This window comes from Paraburkholderia sp. Tr-20389 (genome assembly GCF_017104565.1).
In the GTDB taxonomy this organism is placed as follows: Bacteria; Pseudomonadota; Gammaproteobacteria; order Burkholderiales; family Burkholderiaceae; genus Paraburkholderia.
The window spans coordinates 28427-42965 of record NZ_JAAGPD010000020.1 but is presented as its reverse complement, the minus strand read 5'-3'; the positions used below and the strand labels follow the sequence as shown (position 1 = coordinate 42965).

Sequence of the window (14539 nt, the reverse complement as noted above, 5' to 3'; positions counted from 1 at the left end):
CAGATGCAAAGCGACGCGCAGCGGCGCTGACTCGACAGTACCGAATTTTTCGACGGCGATGCACTCGCATCGCCGAATGTATCATTTTGTGATATATTTTTTGCTTCCCTTCTCATGCGCCCAATCGACATGAAAGTTCTCACACGCTCATTGAATAAAGCGGACTACGAACAGCTATCGGAGTTTCGCTATCAGATGCGGCGCTTCGAACGCTTCTCCGAACAGGCTGCACAGGGCGAAGGCATCACGCCGCTGCAATATCTGTTGCTGCTGCATATCAAGGGCTATCCGGATCGCGAGTGGGCAACCATCGGCGAACTGGCGGAACGCCTGCAGGCGCAGCATCACGGCGTGGTTGCGCTGGTGTCGCGTTGCGAAGCGCTCGAACTGGTCAAGCGCAAGGTCAGCGAGACCGATCGACGCCAGGTGGAGGTGCATCTGTTGAAGGCCGGAGAAAAAGTGCTCGCGCGGCTCGCGGAACTGCATCGCGCGGAACTGCGCTCGCTCAAGGGCGCGTTCACCATTCCGCAGATCGACCTCTGATCCACCATTCATTCCGGCTTCAAGGCAGCACAGCATCCATGAGCGACAACTCTCACAAGCGGGACTTTTCCAGCAACTCGCGCTTGCCAGGCATTTCCGCGCTGGCGGCAGGCATCGGCTTTCTCAGCACGATCGCGGCATTCGTGCTGTTGAGCCTGATTCATCTGTTCACGAACCTGTTTTTCTTCGGCAGCTTTTCGTTCGCCGACCGCTCGCCTGCGGGGAATACGCTCGGCGTGTGGGTGATCGTGATTCCCGTGATCGGCGGGTTGATCGTGGGGATGATGGCGCGCTTCGGCTCGGAAAAGATCCGCGGACACGGCATTCCTGAAGCCATCGAAGCGATTCTTTTCGGTAAGAGCCGCATGTCGCCGAAGGTCGCCGTGCTCAAGCCGTTGTCGTCGGGCATCGTGATCGGCAGCGGCGGCCCGTTCGGCGCGGAAGGCCCGATCATCATGACGGGCGGCGCGCTCGGCTCGCTGATCGCGCAGTGCGTGCACGTGACGTCGGCGGAACGCAAGACGCTGCTCGTCGCGGGCGCCGCTGCGGGCATGACGGCCGTGTTCGGCACACCCGTCGCGGCCGTGCTGCTCGCCGTCGAACTGCTGCTGTTCGAATGGCGGCCGCGCAGCTTCCTGCCCGTCGCGCTCGCATGTGCCGTCGCCGGTTTCGCACGCGCGATCTTCTTCGGCACGGAAGCGCTGTTTCCGCTGCAAACCGCGGCGCCCACGGCCATTTCGCTGGTCTCGTGCGTGATCGCGGGGCTGTTGTCGGGCGCGCTCGCGTCCGGCTTGTCGGCGGCCCTCTACAAGACGGAAGACCTGTTTCACAAGCTGCCGCTGCACTGGATGTGGTGGCCCGCTATCGGCGGTCTCGCCGTGGGCATCGGCGGATTCATCGAGCCGCGCGCGCTCGGCGTCGGCTATGACGTGATCGGAGATCTGCTGCATCAGCACATCGCGTTGCAGGTGGCCGTGGCGATTCTGGTCGTAAAAGCGGTGATCTGGGTGATCGCGCTCGGCTCCGGCACGTCGGGCGGTGTGCTCGCGCCGCTACTGATGCTCGGCGCAGGTCTCGGCACCGTGCTCGGCCACGTGCTGCCCGGCAACGAACCCGCGCTGTGGCCGCTCGTATGCATGGCCGCGACGCTCGGCGCGACGCTTGGCGCACCGCTCACGGCCATCGTGTTCGCCTTCGGCCTCACGCACGACGCCAACGCGCTATTGCCGCTGCTCGCCGCGACGCTCGTCGCACACGGCTTCGCCACCGTCGTGATGAAACGCTCGATCATGACGGAGAAGATCGCACGGCGCGGTTATCACATCTATCGCGAGTACGGTGTCGATCCGCTCGAACGTCATTACGTGGATGAAGTGATGACGCAAAAGGTCGATTCGATCGACGGCGCGCTCAGCGTGCGCGATGCGCTCGTGTCGTACTTCGGCGCCACGCAGAAGCGCCGCGCGTATCCCGTCGTGCGAGAGAACGGCGCGGTGCTCGGCCTCGTCGACCGCGCGACGCTCGACGCCGTGCGCGACGGCGCAACGCAGCATACGCTCGACACATCGCTCGCCGATGTGATGAAAGATCATCCGCTGGTCGTCGCGCTGCCTGACGAAACCTGCCGTCTCATCGCGACGCGTCTTGCCGTGCATGATCTCGAACGTCTGCCCGTGGTGGTCGATCGCGATTCGATGCAACTGCTCGGCGTCGTCTCGCGCAGCGATCTCGTGAAGACTTCCGTCGCGCACTTCGAGGAAGAGCACAAGCGCGAGCGCTTTCGGCGCCTGAGCTTTGCGGCGGACAAGAAACAGTTCGAGCCCGTGCGCAAGACGCCGACGCGCACGCACGGCTGATACCTCTTATCTCTCGACGAAAAACACCGTCGAACGCGAGCCGGAACAGCCTTCCGGCTCGTGACATCTAACTCCTCGAAACGTCGCAAGCCTGCCCTTCGTAAAGACCGGCAGGCGCATCGCCCGTCGAGGAGGCTCAGATGAAATCCGCACTCTGGTTGTTGCTTGCCGCGCTCGCATTTGCGGGCGCACCTGCCTGGGCACAAGGCTCGGGCCCCACGGACCCACAGATCGCGGCCATCGTCGTCGCCGCCAATCAGGCCGATATCGACGCGGGCAAGCTCGCCGAATCGAAAACGCATTCGAAGGATGTGAAGGCGTTCGCGCAACAGATGGTCAAGGACCACACGGGCGTCAACAAGGCGGCTGTCGATCTCGTGAACAAGCTCGGCGTGAAGCCCGAACCGAATCCGACCAGCGACAGCCTCAAACAGGGCGGCGAAGCGAACATCGCGAACCTGAAGCCGATGCAAGGGGCGAAGTTCGACCGCGCCTATATCGATCATGAAGTGACCTATCACCAGAATGTGATCGACGCGCTCGACAAAACGCTGATTCCAGCCGCGCAAAATGCCGACCTGAAAGCGCTGCTGGTCAAGGTGCGCCCCGCGTTCGTCGCGCATCTGGAACACGCGAAGATGGTGCAGGCCTCGTTGCCGCACGCGCAATGAAGCGCGTGTGCGCATTGGCCTTGTGCGCCGTCGCGTCGCCTGCGTTTGCGAACACTTATGTCGTGACGATCGAACAGATGCGCTTCGATCCGCCCACACTGACCGTGCATCGCGGTGACGAGATCGTGTGGGTCAACAAAGATCTCGTCGCGCATACGGCCAGCAGCGACACCCAGGGCTTCGACTCGCGGAGCATCGCGGCCGGCGCATCATGGCGTTATCGCGCGGGCACGCCTGGCCGCTATACCTATCGCTGCATCTTTCATCCGACGATGCATGGCACACTGACCGTACAACCGGCGCGCTGATGGCAAGCGCGCAAGGTGACATGAAGAGGGAGACGATGACCGGCACGCTGGCCGACGTATCGACGACACCCTGCGCCGTTGACGATCTGGAGATCGCACAGCGCATCGCAACAGGCGATCGAACGGCATTCGAACTGCTGATGCGCCGCCACAACCGGCGTCTCTATCGCCTCGCGCGCGCCACACTGCGCAACGACGCCGAAGCGGAAGACGCGTTGCAGGACGCGTATCTGAACGCGTTCAAATCCATCTCGCAGTTTCGCGGCGATGCAAAGTTGTTCACGTGGCTATCGCGGCTCGTGTTGAACGAATGTTTCGCGAGGATGCGTCGCGAAGCGCGGCGCCAGAATGTGATTCCCATGCTGCACGATTGTCCGGACGACGAGCAGATGTCTTCCCACATGCACGCGACGCACGCCCACGACGACAACGCGCCCGATCAGGCGGCAGCGCGCGCGGAAATTCGCGCACTGCTCGAACGAAAACTCGACGCATTGCCGACGGGTTTTCGCACAGTGTTCGTGCTGCGCTCCGTCGAAGAAATGAGTGTCGAAGAAACCGCGCAATGCCTCGATATTCCCGAAGCCACTGTGCGCAGCCGTCATTTCAGAGCGAAACTGTTGTTGCGCGACGCGCTGGCCGATGAAGTCGACAAGCTGGGTCCGGAGTTGTTCGAATTCGGCGGCGCGCGGTGCGATCGCATCGTCGCAGCAGTGCTCGCACGATTGCGCGGCACATAGTGGGAGAAACATCATGAAACGAGGACTCGGCCTGCTCACGTGCATTGCGATTGGCAGTGCACTCGCTCCCATCGCCGGCACGGCCGGACAAACGCAGCGCATACGGATCGAATCAGCCACGTACGGCGCCAATTGCGGCGCGGCATCGGGTAATTCCACACGCGACCTCGCCGCACACTGCAACGACCGCGCGACCTGCCGCTATATCGTGAAGGCGAGCCTCGATCGAACGCAACGCGCATCGTGCGCACGCGACTTCACAGCGGAATGGTCGTGCGATCACCGCGACACGCATCGCGCGATGCTGAGCGGCGAAGCGGGCAACGGCAGTTCCCTCGTACTCACGTGCATGCCTTCGACAGGCGCGGGCAAGTGATGTGAAGTGAAGGCGCGTATTCACAGATCCAGCGTCAACGCCGTCGTCTCTCCTTCGACGACGGGACGCGCCATGCAGATCAGCGCGCAACCCCGTTCGACTTCTGCTTCCACTTCGCCGTCGTACGCGACCTGACCCGACAGCACCTTCGTCGAGCAGGTGCCGCACATGCCTGAGCGGCAGCTCGATTGCGCGTCGATGCCGTTCTTCTCGGCGAGTTCGAGCAGACTGCCATGCTTCGGCAGCCATTGCACCGTGCGTTGCGATCGCGCGAACGTCACCTGCGCGCCGCCCGCTTCGGCTTTTTCTTCAACGGCCGGTCGTGCTGCGCGCTTCACACTGGCCGGCCCGAACGCCTCGAAGCGGATGCGTTCGTCGGCGACATTCAGTGCCCTCAGTCCTTCGTACAGGTCGCGCATGAACTGCTCGGGGCCGCACAGATAGAAGTCGTAGTCGTCGAATGGCAAAGTGCGCTTCAGCACGGCGAGGTCCACGCGTCCTTTTTCGATGCCGTCGACTGGTTCGCCCGCCGCGCTATCGAACAGATGCACCGATACCGACGCCTCACGCGCCGCCACGTCCTTCAGATGCGCGCTGAACGGCCGCTCGCGATCGCTGCGCGCGCCGTGGAAAAAATGCAGATGCTTCGCCTGAGCCTCGCTGCCCGCTCGCGCATTCAGCGCGTGATCCAGCATTGCGATCATCGGCGTGATGCCGATTCCTGCGGAAATGAACACGGCGGGACGCGTGCTATCCGCGTCGTACACGAATGCGCCGCGCGGCGCCATCGCGTCGATCTCCATCCCCGCTGCCAGATGGTCGTGCAGCCAGTTCGACGCGATACCCTCGCGCTTCACGCTGATCCGGTAATGATGCGGATCGTGCGCAGCGGAAAGCGTGTACGTGCGCGTCAACGGTGCATCGCGCCCTTCGACGGGCACACGAATGGGCAGATACTGACCTGGCTGATACGCGGGCAACGGCGCGCTATCTACGGATTCGAAATAGAACGAACGAACCGACGGCGTTTCCTCGACGACGGCCGCGACCTTCAGCTTGCGCCACGGCGATACGGCCGCGGTCTCACGCGCTTTCTCACGCATAACCGCCGCGAATTGCGGCGCATAGTCGACATCGGACCAGCGAAACGGCAGCACACCCTTGCTGCGCCGCACTTCCTGCACATGAAAGCGCATCAGCCGTTCGGCGCCTTCGAACGCGGCCAGTTCCGGACCTTGCCAGACGATCTCCGCGCGCACCGCGAGATAGAGCAGATCGCCGCTGACAAAGTCGATGAACAGCAAGCCCGCGCGCGGATCGTGCAGCAGATTGCCGATCGTATTGAAGAACTTGTTGCCGCTGAAGTCGGGCGTGGTGAACGTGGCTGCATCGTCGACGCGCACGAAGCCGGGCGCGCCGCCGCGATGCGACACGTCGACGCCGCGCGCCAGGCCCGCGTCGTCCGTCGTGTTTGCGCTGGCAATGTAGAACGTATCGGCGTGTGCGAGCAGCGCACGGTCCGCATCGCTCAGTTGCGTCGAGATGTCTTGCACGTAAGGCGTGCCGCTTTCGGTGCGTTCGATGAAAGTCGGCACGCGGCCCTGAATGTACTTTGCGCAGTTGCCGAAGCTCTGGTTCACTTCGAGCATGACGGCATCGCCGTCCACTGCCGTCACGACGCCGTTGATGCGGTTGCGCCGCCGCGTATGCGGCTGGATTCCGAGGCCGCCGATCATCGCGCCCGTCTGCCAACGTCCGCCAAGAGGATCGCCGGGCAGCGCGCCGCCTTGAATGCGCAGCGTGCGCGCATCCGGCGACGATACGAAGCCCGGCTTGCCCGTGCGGATCGTCGCCCACGGCTGTCCGCTCGCATCGACGCCGCCGAACACCATGAACGGCTGCTGCGCGTAGAACTCGCGATGCTGATCCGGCATGTAGCGCCGGATGCCGCGCCGGCCCGCCGAATCCGCCTGACGGTCCACGCCTGCCAGCCGCTGCGCGGCGAGTTCGTCGGCGTGAAACGGCGAGGTGTCGAGACCCCAACTGTTCAGAGGGATGAAATCGGACATGTCACGCTCCTGCTGGCAAAACGCCGGCGCGCCGCGCCGACAAGTACCGCGCGTCGCTTATCCAGCGAGCAACCCCGCTTTCGTCGACGGCATCGCGATGAAACGCGGCAGTGCTTCCACGCGGCGCAGCCACGCGCGAATGTTCGGGTAAGGCTCCAGCGACACGCCGCCTTCCGGCGCGTGCGCGATATACGTGTGAGCGGCGATGTCGGCGATCGTGACGTGATCGCCCGCCGCGAACGGCTTCGTCGCGAGTTCCCGCTCGATCACGTCGAACAGCTTCACAGCGATGCCCTTCGCCGTTTCGTGATGCAGCGGCGCGCCGAATACCGTGACCAGCCGCGCCGCGCACGGACCGTACGCGATCTGCCCCGCCGCCAACGACAGCCAGCGTTGCACGGCCGCTGCACCGGGCGGATCGGAGGGCAGCCACGACGCGTCGCCATAGCGGCTCGCGAGGTACACCAGAATCGCGTTCGAATCGAACAGCGTCACGTCGCCGTCCTGGATCGTCGGCACCTGGCCGAACGGATTCAGCGCCAGATACTCGGGCTTGCGGTTGTCGCCGGCGCGCATGTCGAGTTCGACCACTTCGAACGGCAGATCGAGCAAGGTCAGAAACAGCTTCACGCGATGCCCATGCCCCGACAGCAGGGTCGTGTACAGGCGGATCGGCTGAGCAGGCTTGGTTGCGGGCATTCGGTGCTCCGTGTTCGGTCAAGTTGGACAATGGGGATTGACATCAGGTTAAAGCGCACCGCTCCGCCGCAGAAGACTGATAACCTTGAAAACACAATCATCTGAAAGTGGACAATCGACATGGCCGACGTGCGCGACGTGAACCTGAACCGGCTGTCCGTCTTCGTCGCCGTGGTCGAAGCCGGCTCGCTGACGGCGGCGGCAGCGAAGCTCGGGCTCGCGAAGACGATGGTCAGCACGCACATGCAGCGCCTCGAAGCGGAAGTCGGCGCGAGCCTGCTGGTGCGCACGACGCGGCGCCTCGGCGTGACGGAAGCGGGCCGCGCGTTCTACGACGCGAGCGTGAAGATCCTGCGCGCCGCGGAGGAAGCGCTCGCGGAAATCGGCGGCGAGGAAGCGCCCGTGCGCGGCACGCTGCGCGTCAGTTGCCCGATCGACTACGGCACGCTCGTCGTCGCGCCCGTGCTGGTCGAATTGCGCCGCGCGCATCCGCGGCTCGATATCGAACTGCTGTGCAGCGATCATCTCGTCGATCTGATCGCGGACGGCATCGACGTCGCGATCCGGCTCGGGCGTCTCGCCGATTCGAACTATCGCGCGGTGAAGCTCGGCAGCTTCGAGAAATGGGTCGTCGCGAGCCCCGGCTTCGTCGAGACCTGGGGTGAGCTACACACACCCGCCGATCTGCCCGCGATGCCTTTTGTCGCCCTGACGGTCCTGCCGCGCCCGCAGACACTCGATCTGCGCCACACAGACGGCAGCGCCGACAGCGTGCGCTGCGAGAACGCATTTCTCGTGAACACGGCGGAAGCCGCGCGGGCGGCGACGCTCGCGGGCGGCGGCCTCGGCCTGCTGACTGATTTTTCAATTCGCGCCGATATCGCCGCCGGGCGCCTCGTGCGCCTGTTGCCTGAATGGTCGACGGAACCGGCGGGCATCCAGGCCGTATTTCCGCCGACGCAGCACACGCCGCCCAAAGTCCGCGCGCTGATCGACACGTTCAAGGCCTGGCTCGCGCGCGACGCGTGAAAATTGGCGGCCGCGGCGCATCGGTAGAATTGACCGTCCGGGTTTCAGCCGATCAAGCGCGCGCGTTGCCGTGCCGTTGTGCCGACGTGATACGAAGCGGGTACGAGATCAACACAAAGCGAACATGAAGAACATCGACGACACGCAAGACATGCTCGGCGCCGCGTTCCTGCGGCACGACGACTCGAACGCCGCCATGCGAGCCGAAGGCGAGCGCCTCGAACACGACAGCGCGGTCTATCGCACGCTGCTCGAATCGACGAAGGCGATTCCGTGGAAGATCGACTGGGCGACGATGGCGTTCACCTACATCGGCCCGCAGATCGAAGCACTGCTCGGCTGGGCGCCCTCGTCATGGAAGACGGTCAACGACTGGGCCGAACGTATGCATCCCGACGATCGTCAGAAGGTGGTCGAATTTTGCGTCGCGCAATCGCAGGCGGGCACCGATCACGAAGCCGACTATCGCGCGCTGACGAAGGACGGCGGCTACGTCTGGCTGCGCGACGTGGTGCATGTGGTGCGCAAACCGGATGGCGGTGTCGATTCGCTGATCGGCTTCATGTTCGACATCAGCGAACGCAAGCGCACGGAAGAAAAGCTCGCGCGTCTCCAGAAAGAACTCGAAGAACTGTCGTTCAAGGACGGGCTGACGGGCACGGGCAACCGCCGCATGTTCGACGCCGTGATGCAGCGCGAGTGGGCGGCTGGTGAAACGCGCGGCAAGCCGCTGTCGCTGATCATGATCGACATCGACTTCTTCAAGGCCTACAACGATTACTACGGCCACGTTCAGGGCGACGAATGCCTGAAGCGCGTGGCGGGCGTACTCGCGAAAGCCGCGCGCGCCGACGACTTTCTCGGGCGCTTCGGCGGCGAAGAGTTCGTGCTCGTGCTGCCCGATACGGATGCGGACTCCGCTGTCAAAATGGCCGAGCGCTGCCGCGATCTGATCGACGCCGAGGCGATCGCGCATGTGCGTTCGCCGCATCATCAGCGCGTGACGGCGAGCTACGGTGTCGGCACGATCGTGCCGGACGGCAAGATGGACACGACTGCGTTCATCAATCTGATCGACGCGCAGCTTTATCAGGCCAAAGACAACGGCCGCAACCGTATCGTTGCCGTCGATCGCGCGGGCCTGGGCGGCGAGTCGTTCCGCACGCACTCGCGATAAAGCCGTCGTCAGACTGTCTTCAACACGCGCGGTTTCGGTTCGGGCACGGGCACAGGCGCGCTGGCTAACTCGCTTTTGCCCGCGACGATCGACAGATAACGCAAGCAGCACACGCGCAGGAACGACGCGAAATTGCTGGGCACTTCGCCGCGCAGTGTGATGAGTTCGTCGTAGAGCTTCACGGCGAATTGCGTGGTCGTCATGTTCTCGCGCGACGCGATTTCATGCAGCACGTCCCAGAAGAGATTCTCCAGCCGCACGGTCGTGATCACGCCGTGGATGCGTAGCGAGCGCGTGCGCGATTCATACAGGATCGGGTCCGCGTTGACGTACACGTTGCACATGGCTTGTCTCCATTTGTCATATGAGTGTGGCGCGCATGGCGCGCGCCGCACTCATTCACGCGTTTGGATCAGATTGTGCGCCTGTTCATCTGGTTTGCGATGTAGTCGGCCTGACGGATCGCGAGCGTCACGATGGTCAGCGTCGGGTTTTCCGCCGCGCCCGTCGTGAACTGGCTGCCGTCGGAGATGAACAGGTTCGGCACGTCATGCGTCTGGCCGAACTTGTTGCACACGCCGTCCTGCGCTCGCGCGCTCATGCGCGCGGTGCCGAGGTTGTGCGTCGACGGATAGGGCGGCACGCGATACACGGTCTTCGCGCCCGCCGCCTGATACACCGCACTGCCCTGCTTGAAGCCGTGTTCGCGCATCGCTTCGTCGTTCGGGTGATCGTCGAAATGCACGTTGGGCACGGGCAAGCCGTACTGATCCTTCACGTCCGTATTCAGCGTGATGCGGTTCGTCTCGCGCGGCATGTCCTCGCCGACGATCCACATGCCCGCCGTGTACGGATAGGAATCCATTGCCTGCGTGAAGTCGGAGCCCCATGCGCCGGGATTCAGGAACGCCGCATAGAAAGGCAGGCCGAGCGACACCGTCTCCATGTGATAGCCGCCCGCGAAACCACGCGACGTATCGAAACGCGCTTCGTCTTCGATGATGCCCGCCATCGTCGTGCCCTTGTACATGTCGACCTTGTCGTTGAACACGGCGTAGACGGAACCCGTGGTGTGACGCATGTAGTTGCGCCCTACCTGTCCCGACGAATTGGCGAGTCCATCGGGGAAGCGGCTCGAATGTGAATTGAGCAGCAGGCGCGGCGTTTCGATCGCATTGCCCGCCACTGCGACGATGCGCGCCTTCTGGCGTTGCAGCTTGCCGTCGGCGTCGTAGTAGACCACGGCGCTCGCCTTGCCCTTCGCATCCGTTTCGATTTTCACGACCTGCGCCTGCGTGCGAAGCTCCATGTGACCCGTGGCCTGCGCGCGCGGAATCTCGGTGTACAGCGTCGACCATTTCGCGCCCGTGCGGCAGCCCTGGAAGCAAAAGCCACGCTGGAAGCAATGCGCGCGGTCGTCGCGCACGATGCTGTTGGTCGCCATGTGCCCGGTGTTGCATTCCTTGTAGCCGACCTTCGTCGCGCCGTTGTACATCACCTTGAAGTTGTTGTTGCCGGGCAGGCCGGGCAAACCATTCGTGCGCGTGACGCCCATTTTCTTTTCGGCGCGGTCGTACCACGGCGCCATTTCGTCGCTCGTGACGGGCCAGTCGAGCAGGTTCGCATCCTTGATCTCGCCGTAATGCGTTTTCGCCTTGAACTCATGCGGCTGAAAACGCAGGCTCGCGCCAGCCCAGTGCGTCGTCGTGCCGCCGACCGTCTTGCAGATCCATGCCGGCAGATTCGGGAAGTCGGTGGCGATGCGCCACGTGCCTGACGTCGTGCGCTTGTCGAGCCAGGAGAGCATCGAGAACGAACCCCACTCGTCGGTGGTGAAATCGCCTTGCGTATGCAGCTTGCCCGCCTCGAGCACGATCACGTCGATGCCCTTTTGCGCGAGTTCGTTCGCCAATGTGCCGCCGCCCGCGCCCGATCCGATGATCACCACGGCGCGCGCATCGTTGTGCGAGAAGTGCACCTTGTTGTTGTCGTCCATGTCAGGTCTCCGTGGCTCAGCTGTCGGTGGGGATCGGGCCGCTTGCGACGGCGGGCGGATTCGGCAGCCAGACGAGGTCGTTGAAGCCTTTGTTCAGATAGCCGCCGTCGCCTTGCGCCGCGCCGTAGCCGAAGTGCGCGTACGCCATGTCGTTGCTGTATAGCGAGACGATGGCCGTCGTGCGCACGGTCTTGAAGAACGGCGTGCCGTCCATCGCGGCGACATCGCGCGCCTGATCGGCGGACGAGCGTTTGGTCCAGTCGGAGCCGCCCTTTGCATCCAGTTGCTTCACGCCGTCCGCGAGTTGCTGGCGCACGGCGGGATCTTTTTGCGCCTTCGCATCGAGATCCTTGACGACGAGTGCGTAGACGGCATCGTCGAGTGTCTTGTGCGGATACTGCTGTTTGACGAACGCCAGCAGCACGGCACCCTGGTGCGTATCGAGCGCTTGCATCTCGACCGCCCATACGCGGCTCGGCGCGAGCGACGCGAGTATCGACGGAAACGCAAGCGTGCCGATCAACACGCCGGTGCCCTTCAGCCACTCGCGGCGGCTCAGCGATCGGGGTGCGGGTGCATGATGCTCATGGGCATGTGCGGCAGACTCCGCTTCGATGTGAATCACTCTGTGACTCATGCCTGTCTCCTTGCATGATTGTGTTGTGGGGTGAAACCACGTCTTGCGCGGCTTTCTATTGATAATGTCCGTGGCGTTCGAGCACTTCGATCTTGTAGCCGTCGGGATCGAGAATGAAGAAGTAACGCGCGAGCAGCGCGCCGTCGTCGTTGTGGAATTCGCGCACGTCGTTCGGCGTCATGCCTAGCTCGGTGAGACGCTCACGCTCGCGCTTCACGTCGTCGACGACAAACGCAACGTGACCGTAGCCGTCGCCATGCGAGTACGCGTCTTCGCGTCCCTTGTTCCAGGTGAGTTCGATCTCGTTGTCGGACTCGTCGTTGCGCAGGTAGACGAGCGAGAAGTCAGGGAAGTCGAGCCGATGCGAAGGCTCGAGTCCGAACGCGTTCCGATAGAACTTCAGCGAACGGTCCAGATCCTGAATGCGGATCATCGTGTGTATCAGCTTGGCCATGTCGTCCCTCCTCCGTGTGATGCTGAGTGTAGGAGCGCGACTTGCGACGTGGTAATGCAGGGCTAAATGCGCGGGTCAAATGCGCTTAGGGACTTGCCCTATGCTGCGGATGCGTATGTGGAAGGGGATTGGGAGGCGCCGCGAAGCGCCGGCACCACGCGATGTGCCAGGCGTGCGGCGCAGCATGCGCAGGGCTCGTCATGCTGAACGTCGACAGCAATCCAGGGTAAGCGATAAGCCAGGTGGATGTCTAAATCGCGTTGACCTCGTGCGGCGGACTGATGCCCGCCGCCGCGAGCGCTTCATGCAGCGTCTCGAAGATGTTCTCGGCGCCGATGACCTGCGTGATGCCATGACGGTCCATGTCGGCGCGCAGATAAGGATTCACTCGCCCGAAAATGACGGCGACCTTGCGCGCCTGCAGATCCGAAATCAGATCGCTCAACGTGCGCGCCGCCGAATAGTCGAGCGCGGTGATCGCGCCTGCATCGACGACGAGCGAATGCAAATCGCCGGAAGCCGCATCGACCAGCTCGATGATTTCCCCGCAGAAGAAATGATCGTTGGCGAAGAACAGGTCGGAACCGAAGCGATACACGATGAGGCCCGGCGCGGTCATGATGCCCGGAATCGCGGGTACCGGCTGCCATTTGCCGCTGGCCGACGACGGCTCCAGCACCATCGTATGCGGACGGTAGCTGTGACGCACGTGCCGCAGCAGCGACAGCGCGACGGCAAGCAGGATGCCGTGCTCGACGCCCACCATCACGACGGCCGCCGCCGTGATGAGCGCCAGTATGAACTCGCCGGGACTTTCGGCGCGGATCGCCGCGAGGCTCGGCACGTTGATCAGCCCGATTGCGATCGTGAAGACGATCGCAGCGAGCACGCAATGCGGCAGGTATTGCAGATACGAACTCAGAAACAGCAGCACCACCACCACGACCACAGCGAACGCGAGTTGTCCGAGCTGGCTGCGCGTGCCGGCGCGCTCGGCCATCGCAGTCTGCGTCGGACTGCCGTTGACGACGAACGTGCCGCTGAACGCCGCGGCAGCATTGGCCGCTGCCAGCCCGAGGATGTCGGCGTTGGTGTCGACTTCCTCGTGGTACTGCTGCGCGAACACGCGCGCGGCGGCGGCGCTTTGCGCGATGATCATCACGAAGCACGATGCCGCCACGGGCACGAGATCGAGAAACTGCTGCCACGTGACAGCCGGCAAAGCCAGCGGCGGCAGACCGCCGCTGATCGGCCCGAGCACGGTGATGCCGTGCGTGGCGAAGTCGAATGCCTTGCTCGCGGCGATGCTGCCCGCCACCGCGACGAGCGGTGTCGGCACGCGCGGCAGAAAGCGTTTGCTGACGAGAATCGCGCCGACCACGAGCGCGGTGATGGCGAGCGTCGGCAGATGCGCATGCGAGACGTGACTGACGACATACGCCAGTTGCGCGAGACTGCGCGACGACGGATACGGCACGGTCATGCCGAACATGTCGCCGAGCATCGCGATCGACACCTGGATGCCCACCCCCGTCAGGAAGCCGACCAGCACCGTGCGCGACAGAAAATCGGCGAGGAAGCCCAGCTTGAAGACGCGCGCGAGCAGCAGCAGCGCAGCCGTCAGCAACGCGACCATGCCCGCCAGCGCGACGTACTCGGCGCTGCCCATCGGCGCGATCTGCGAAGCGCGGCTGGCGAAGATCGTCGCCGTGGCCGAGTCGGCCGCGACCACGAGGTGCCGCGACGCACCGAAGAACGCGAACGCTATGAGCGGCAGAAAGACGGTGTATAGGCCCGTCACGGCAGGCATGCCGGCAATGCGTGCATAGCCCAGCACCTGCGGTATGTCCATCGATGCGAGCGAGACGCCGGAGAACACGTCCCGCCAGGCCGTCGCGCGATTGATCGGAAGGACGCCCTTCAACAGGCTCAGGCGTGGGGCGGACTTTTCGTTTGAATGTTGCATGCTCGGGTGCGGTGAAGG

At 63.6% G+C, this 14539-nt stretch carries 15 protein-coding genes; 8 read left to right on the top strand and 7 right to left on the bottom strand.

Features of this window, described 5'->3' with window-relative positions; genetic code table 11:
* The first annotated feature begins 129 nt into the window (after window positions 1-129).
* The 6 genes from G3N95_RS20010 (at window position 130) to G3N95_RS19985 (ending at window position 4494) form a co-directional block, all read left to right on the top strand.
* Window positions 130-543 carry a helix-turn-helix domain-containing protein gene (locus G3N95_RS20010; protein WP_041764548.1) on the top strand — a complete coding sequence of 138 codons (414 nt, stop codon included), beginning with the start codon at window positions 130-132 and terminating at the stop codon, window positions 541-543.
* A gap of 38 nt (window positions 544-581) precedes the next feature.
* Entirely contained in the window at window positions 582-2399 is a 1818-nt protein-coding gene (locus tag G3N95_RS20005; RefSeq protein WP_205971799.1) for a chloride channel protein, read from the top strand.
* A gap of 140 nt (window positions 2400-2539) precedes the next feature.
* The gene (locus G3N95_RS20000; RefSeq protein ID WP_205971798.1) at window positions 2540-3070 is read left to right on the top strand and encodes a DUF4142 domain-containing protein; all 531 of its coding nucleotides are present in this window, start codon (window positions 2540-2542) and stop codon (window positions 3068-3070) included.
* Window positions 3067-3378 carry a cupredoxin family copper-binding protein gene (locus G3N95_RS19995; RefSeq protein ID WP_205971797.1) on the top strand — a complete coding sequence of 104 codons (312 nt, stop codon included), beginning with the start codon at window positions 3067-3069 and terminating at the stop codon, window positions 3376-3378. Before G3N95_RS20000 ends, G3N95_RS19995 begins: the two co-directional genes overlap by 4 nt.
* Before the next feature lie 35 nt (window positions 3379-3413).
* On the top strand, window positions 3414-4118 hold the full coding sequence (locus tag G3N95_RS19990) for an RNA polymerase sigma factor (protein ID WP_241018740.1): 705 nt from the start codon (window positions 3414-3416) through the stop codon (window positions 4116-4118).
* 13 nt (window positions 4119-4131) lie between these two features.
* Window positions 4132-4494, top strand: coding sequence for a hypothetical protein (locus tag G3N95_RS19985; protein ID WP_205971795.1), 363 nt, complete (start codon window positions 4132-4134; stop codon window positions 4492-4494).
* 20 nt (window positions 4495-4514) lie between these two features.
* Here the strand turns inward: G3N95_RS19985 and G3N95_RS19980 are convergent, their stop codons facing one another.
* Together G3N95_RS19980 and G3N95_RS19975 are read right to left on the bottom strand one after the other, a co-directional pair.
* On the bottom strand, window positions 4515-6563 hold the full coding sequence (locus tag G3N95_RS19980; RefSeq protein ID WP_205971794.1) for a pyridoxamine 5'-phosphate oxidase family protein: 2049 nt from the start codon (window positions 6561-6563) through the stop codon (window positions 4515-4517).
* A 57-nt stretch (window positions 6564-6620) separates the two neighbouring features.
* Window positions 6621-7262 (bottom strand): glutathione S-transferase, encoded by a 642-nt coding sequence (locus tag G3N95_RS19975; protein ID WP_205971793.1) that lies wholly within the window; start codon window positions 7260-7262, stop codon window positions 6621-6623.
* Window positions 7263-7382: 120 nt separating this feature from the next.
* On the opposite strand from G3N95_RS19975, the gene G3N95_RS19970 reads away from it, so the two are divergent.
* Window positions 7383-8291 carry a LysR family transcriptional regulator gene (locus G3N95_RS19970; protein WP_205971792.1) on the top strand — a complete coding sequence of 303 codons (909 nt, stop codon included), beginning with the start codon at window positions 7383-7385 and terminating at the stop codon, window positions 8289-8291.
* 124 nt (window positions 8292-8415) lie between these two features.
* Window positions 8416-9468, top strand: a complete 1053-nt coding sequence (locus tag G3N95_RS19965) for a sensor domain-containing diguanylate cyclase (RefSeq protein ID WP_205971791.1) — start codon at window positions 8416-8418, stop codon at window positions 9466-9468.
* 8 nt (window positions 9469-9476) lie between these two features.
* Here the strand turns inward: G3N95_RS19965 and G3N95_RS19960 are convergent, their stop codons facing one another.
* The 5 genes from G3N95_RS19960 to G3N95_RS19940 form a co-directional block, all read right to left on the bottom strand.
* Window positions 9477-9812 (bottom strand): ribbon-helix-helix domain-containing protein, encoded by a 336-nt coding sequence (locus G3N95_RS19960; RefSeq protein ID WP_205971790.1) that lies wholly within the window; start codon window positions 9810-9812, stop codon window positions 9477-9479.
* A gap of 68 nt (window positions 9813-9880) precedes the next feature.
* Window positions 9881-11464 (bottom strand): GMC family oxidoreductase, encoded by a 1584-nt coding sequence (locus G3N95_RS19955; RefSeq protein ID WP_205971789.1) that lies wholly within the window; start codon window positions 11462-11464, stop codon window positions 9881-9883.
* A 16-nt stretch (window positions 11465-11480) separates the two neighbouring features.
* Complete coding sequence (locus tag G3N95_RS19950) at window positions 11481-12101, bottom strand: tat (twin-arginine translocation) pathway signal sequence (RefSeq protein ID WP_205971788.1); 621 nt, start codon at window positions 12099-12101, stop codon at window positions 11481-11483.
* Between the two features lie 55 nt (window positions 12102-12156).
* The gene (locus G3N95_RS19945; RefSeq protein ID WP_205971787.1) at window positions 12157-12555 is read right to left on the bottom strand and encodes a VOC family protein; all 399 of its coding nucleotides are present in this window, start codon (window positions 12553-12555) and stop codon (window positions 12157-12159) included.
* Between the two features lie 250 nt (window positions 12556-12805).
* A complete protein-coding gene (locus G3N95_RS19940) occupies window positions 12806-14521 on the bottom strand; it encodes a SulP family inorganic anion transporter (protein ID WP_205971786.1) in 1716 nt (571 codons plus the stop codon).
* Between the last annotated feature and the right edge of the window lie 18 nt (window positions 14522-14539).

What these genes read in the sequence shown, in the direction of transcription:
- G3N95_RS19960 (WP_205971790.1), bottom strand. Translation starts at nt 9,812, where the DNA reads ATGTGCAACGTGTACGTCAACGCGGACCCGATCCTGTATGAATCGCGC.
- G3N95_RS19985 (WP_205971795.1), top strand. Translation starts at nt 4,132, where the DNA reads ATGAAACGAGGACTCGGCCTGCTCACGTGCATTGCGATTGGCAGTGCA.
- G3N95_RS19940 (WP_205971786.1), bottom strand. Translation starts at nt 14,521, where the DNA reads ATGCAACATTCAAACGAAAAGTCCGCCCCACGCCTGAGCCTGTTGAAG.
- G3N95_RS19950 (WP_205971788.1), bottom strand. Translation starts at nt 12,101, where the DNA reads ATGAGTCACAGAGTGATTCACATCGAAGCGGAGTCTGCCGCACATGCC.
- G3N95_RS19955 (WP_205971789.1), bottom strand. Translation starts at nt 11,464, where the DNA reads ATGGACGACAACAACAAGGTGCACTTCTCGCACAACGATGCGCGCGCC.
- G3N95_RS20005 (WP_205971799.1), top strand. Translation starts at nt 582, where the DNA reads ATGAGCGACAACTCTCACAAGCGGGACTTTTCCAGCAACTCGCGCTTG.
- G3N95_RS19945 (WP_205971787.1), bottom strand. Translation starts at nt 12,555, where the DNA reads ATGGCCAAGCTGATACACACGATGATCCGCATTCAGGATCTGGACCGT.
- G3N95_RS19995 (WP_205971797.1), top strand. Translation starts at nt 3,067, where the DNA reads ATGAAGCGCGTGTGCGCATTGGCCTTGTGCGCCGTCGCGTCGCCTGCG.
- G3N95_RS20010 (WP_041764548.1), top strand. Translation starts at nt 130, where the DNA reads ATGAAAGTTCTCACACGCTCATTGAATAAAGCGGACTACGAACAGCTA.
- G3N95_RS19965 (WP_205971791.1), top strand. Translation starts at nt 8,416, where the DNA reads ATGAAGAACATCGACGACACGCAAGACATGCTCGGCGCCGCGTTCCTG.
- G3N95_RS19975 (WP_205971793.1), bottom strand. Translation starts at nt 7,262, where the DNA reads ATGCCCGCAACCAAGCCTGCTCAGCCGATCCGCCTGTACACGACCCTG.
- G3N95_RS19980 (WP_205971794.1), bottom strand. Translation starts at nt 6,563, where the DNA reads ATGTCCGATTTCATCCCTCTGAACAGTTGGGGTCTCGACACCTCGCCG.
- G3N95_RS19970 (WP_205971792.1), top strand. Translation starts at nt 7,383, where the DNA reads ATGGCCGACGTGCGCGACGTGAACCTGAACCGGCTGTCCGTCTTCGTC.
- G3N95_RS20000 (WP_205971798.1), top strand. Translation starts at nt 2,540, where the DNA reads ATGAAATCCGCACTCTGGTTGTTGCTTGCCGCGCTCGCATTTGCGGGC.
- G3N95_RS19990 (WP_241018740.1), top strand. Translation starts at nt 3,414, where the DNA reads ATGACCGGCACGCTGGCCGACGTATCGACGACACCCTGCGCCGTTGAC.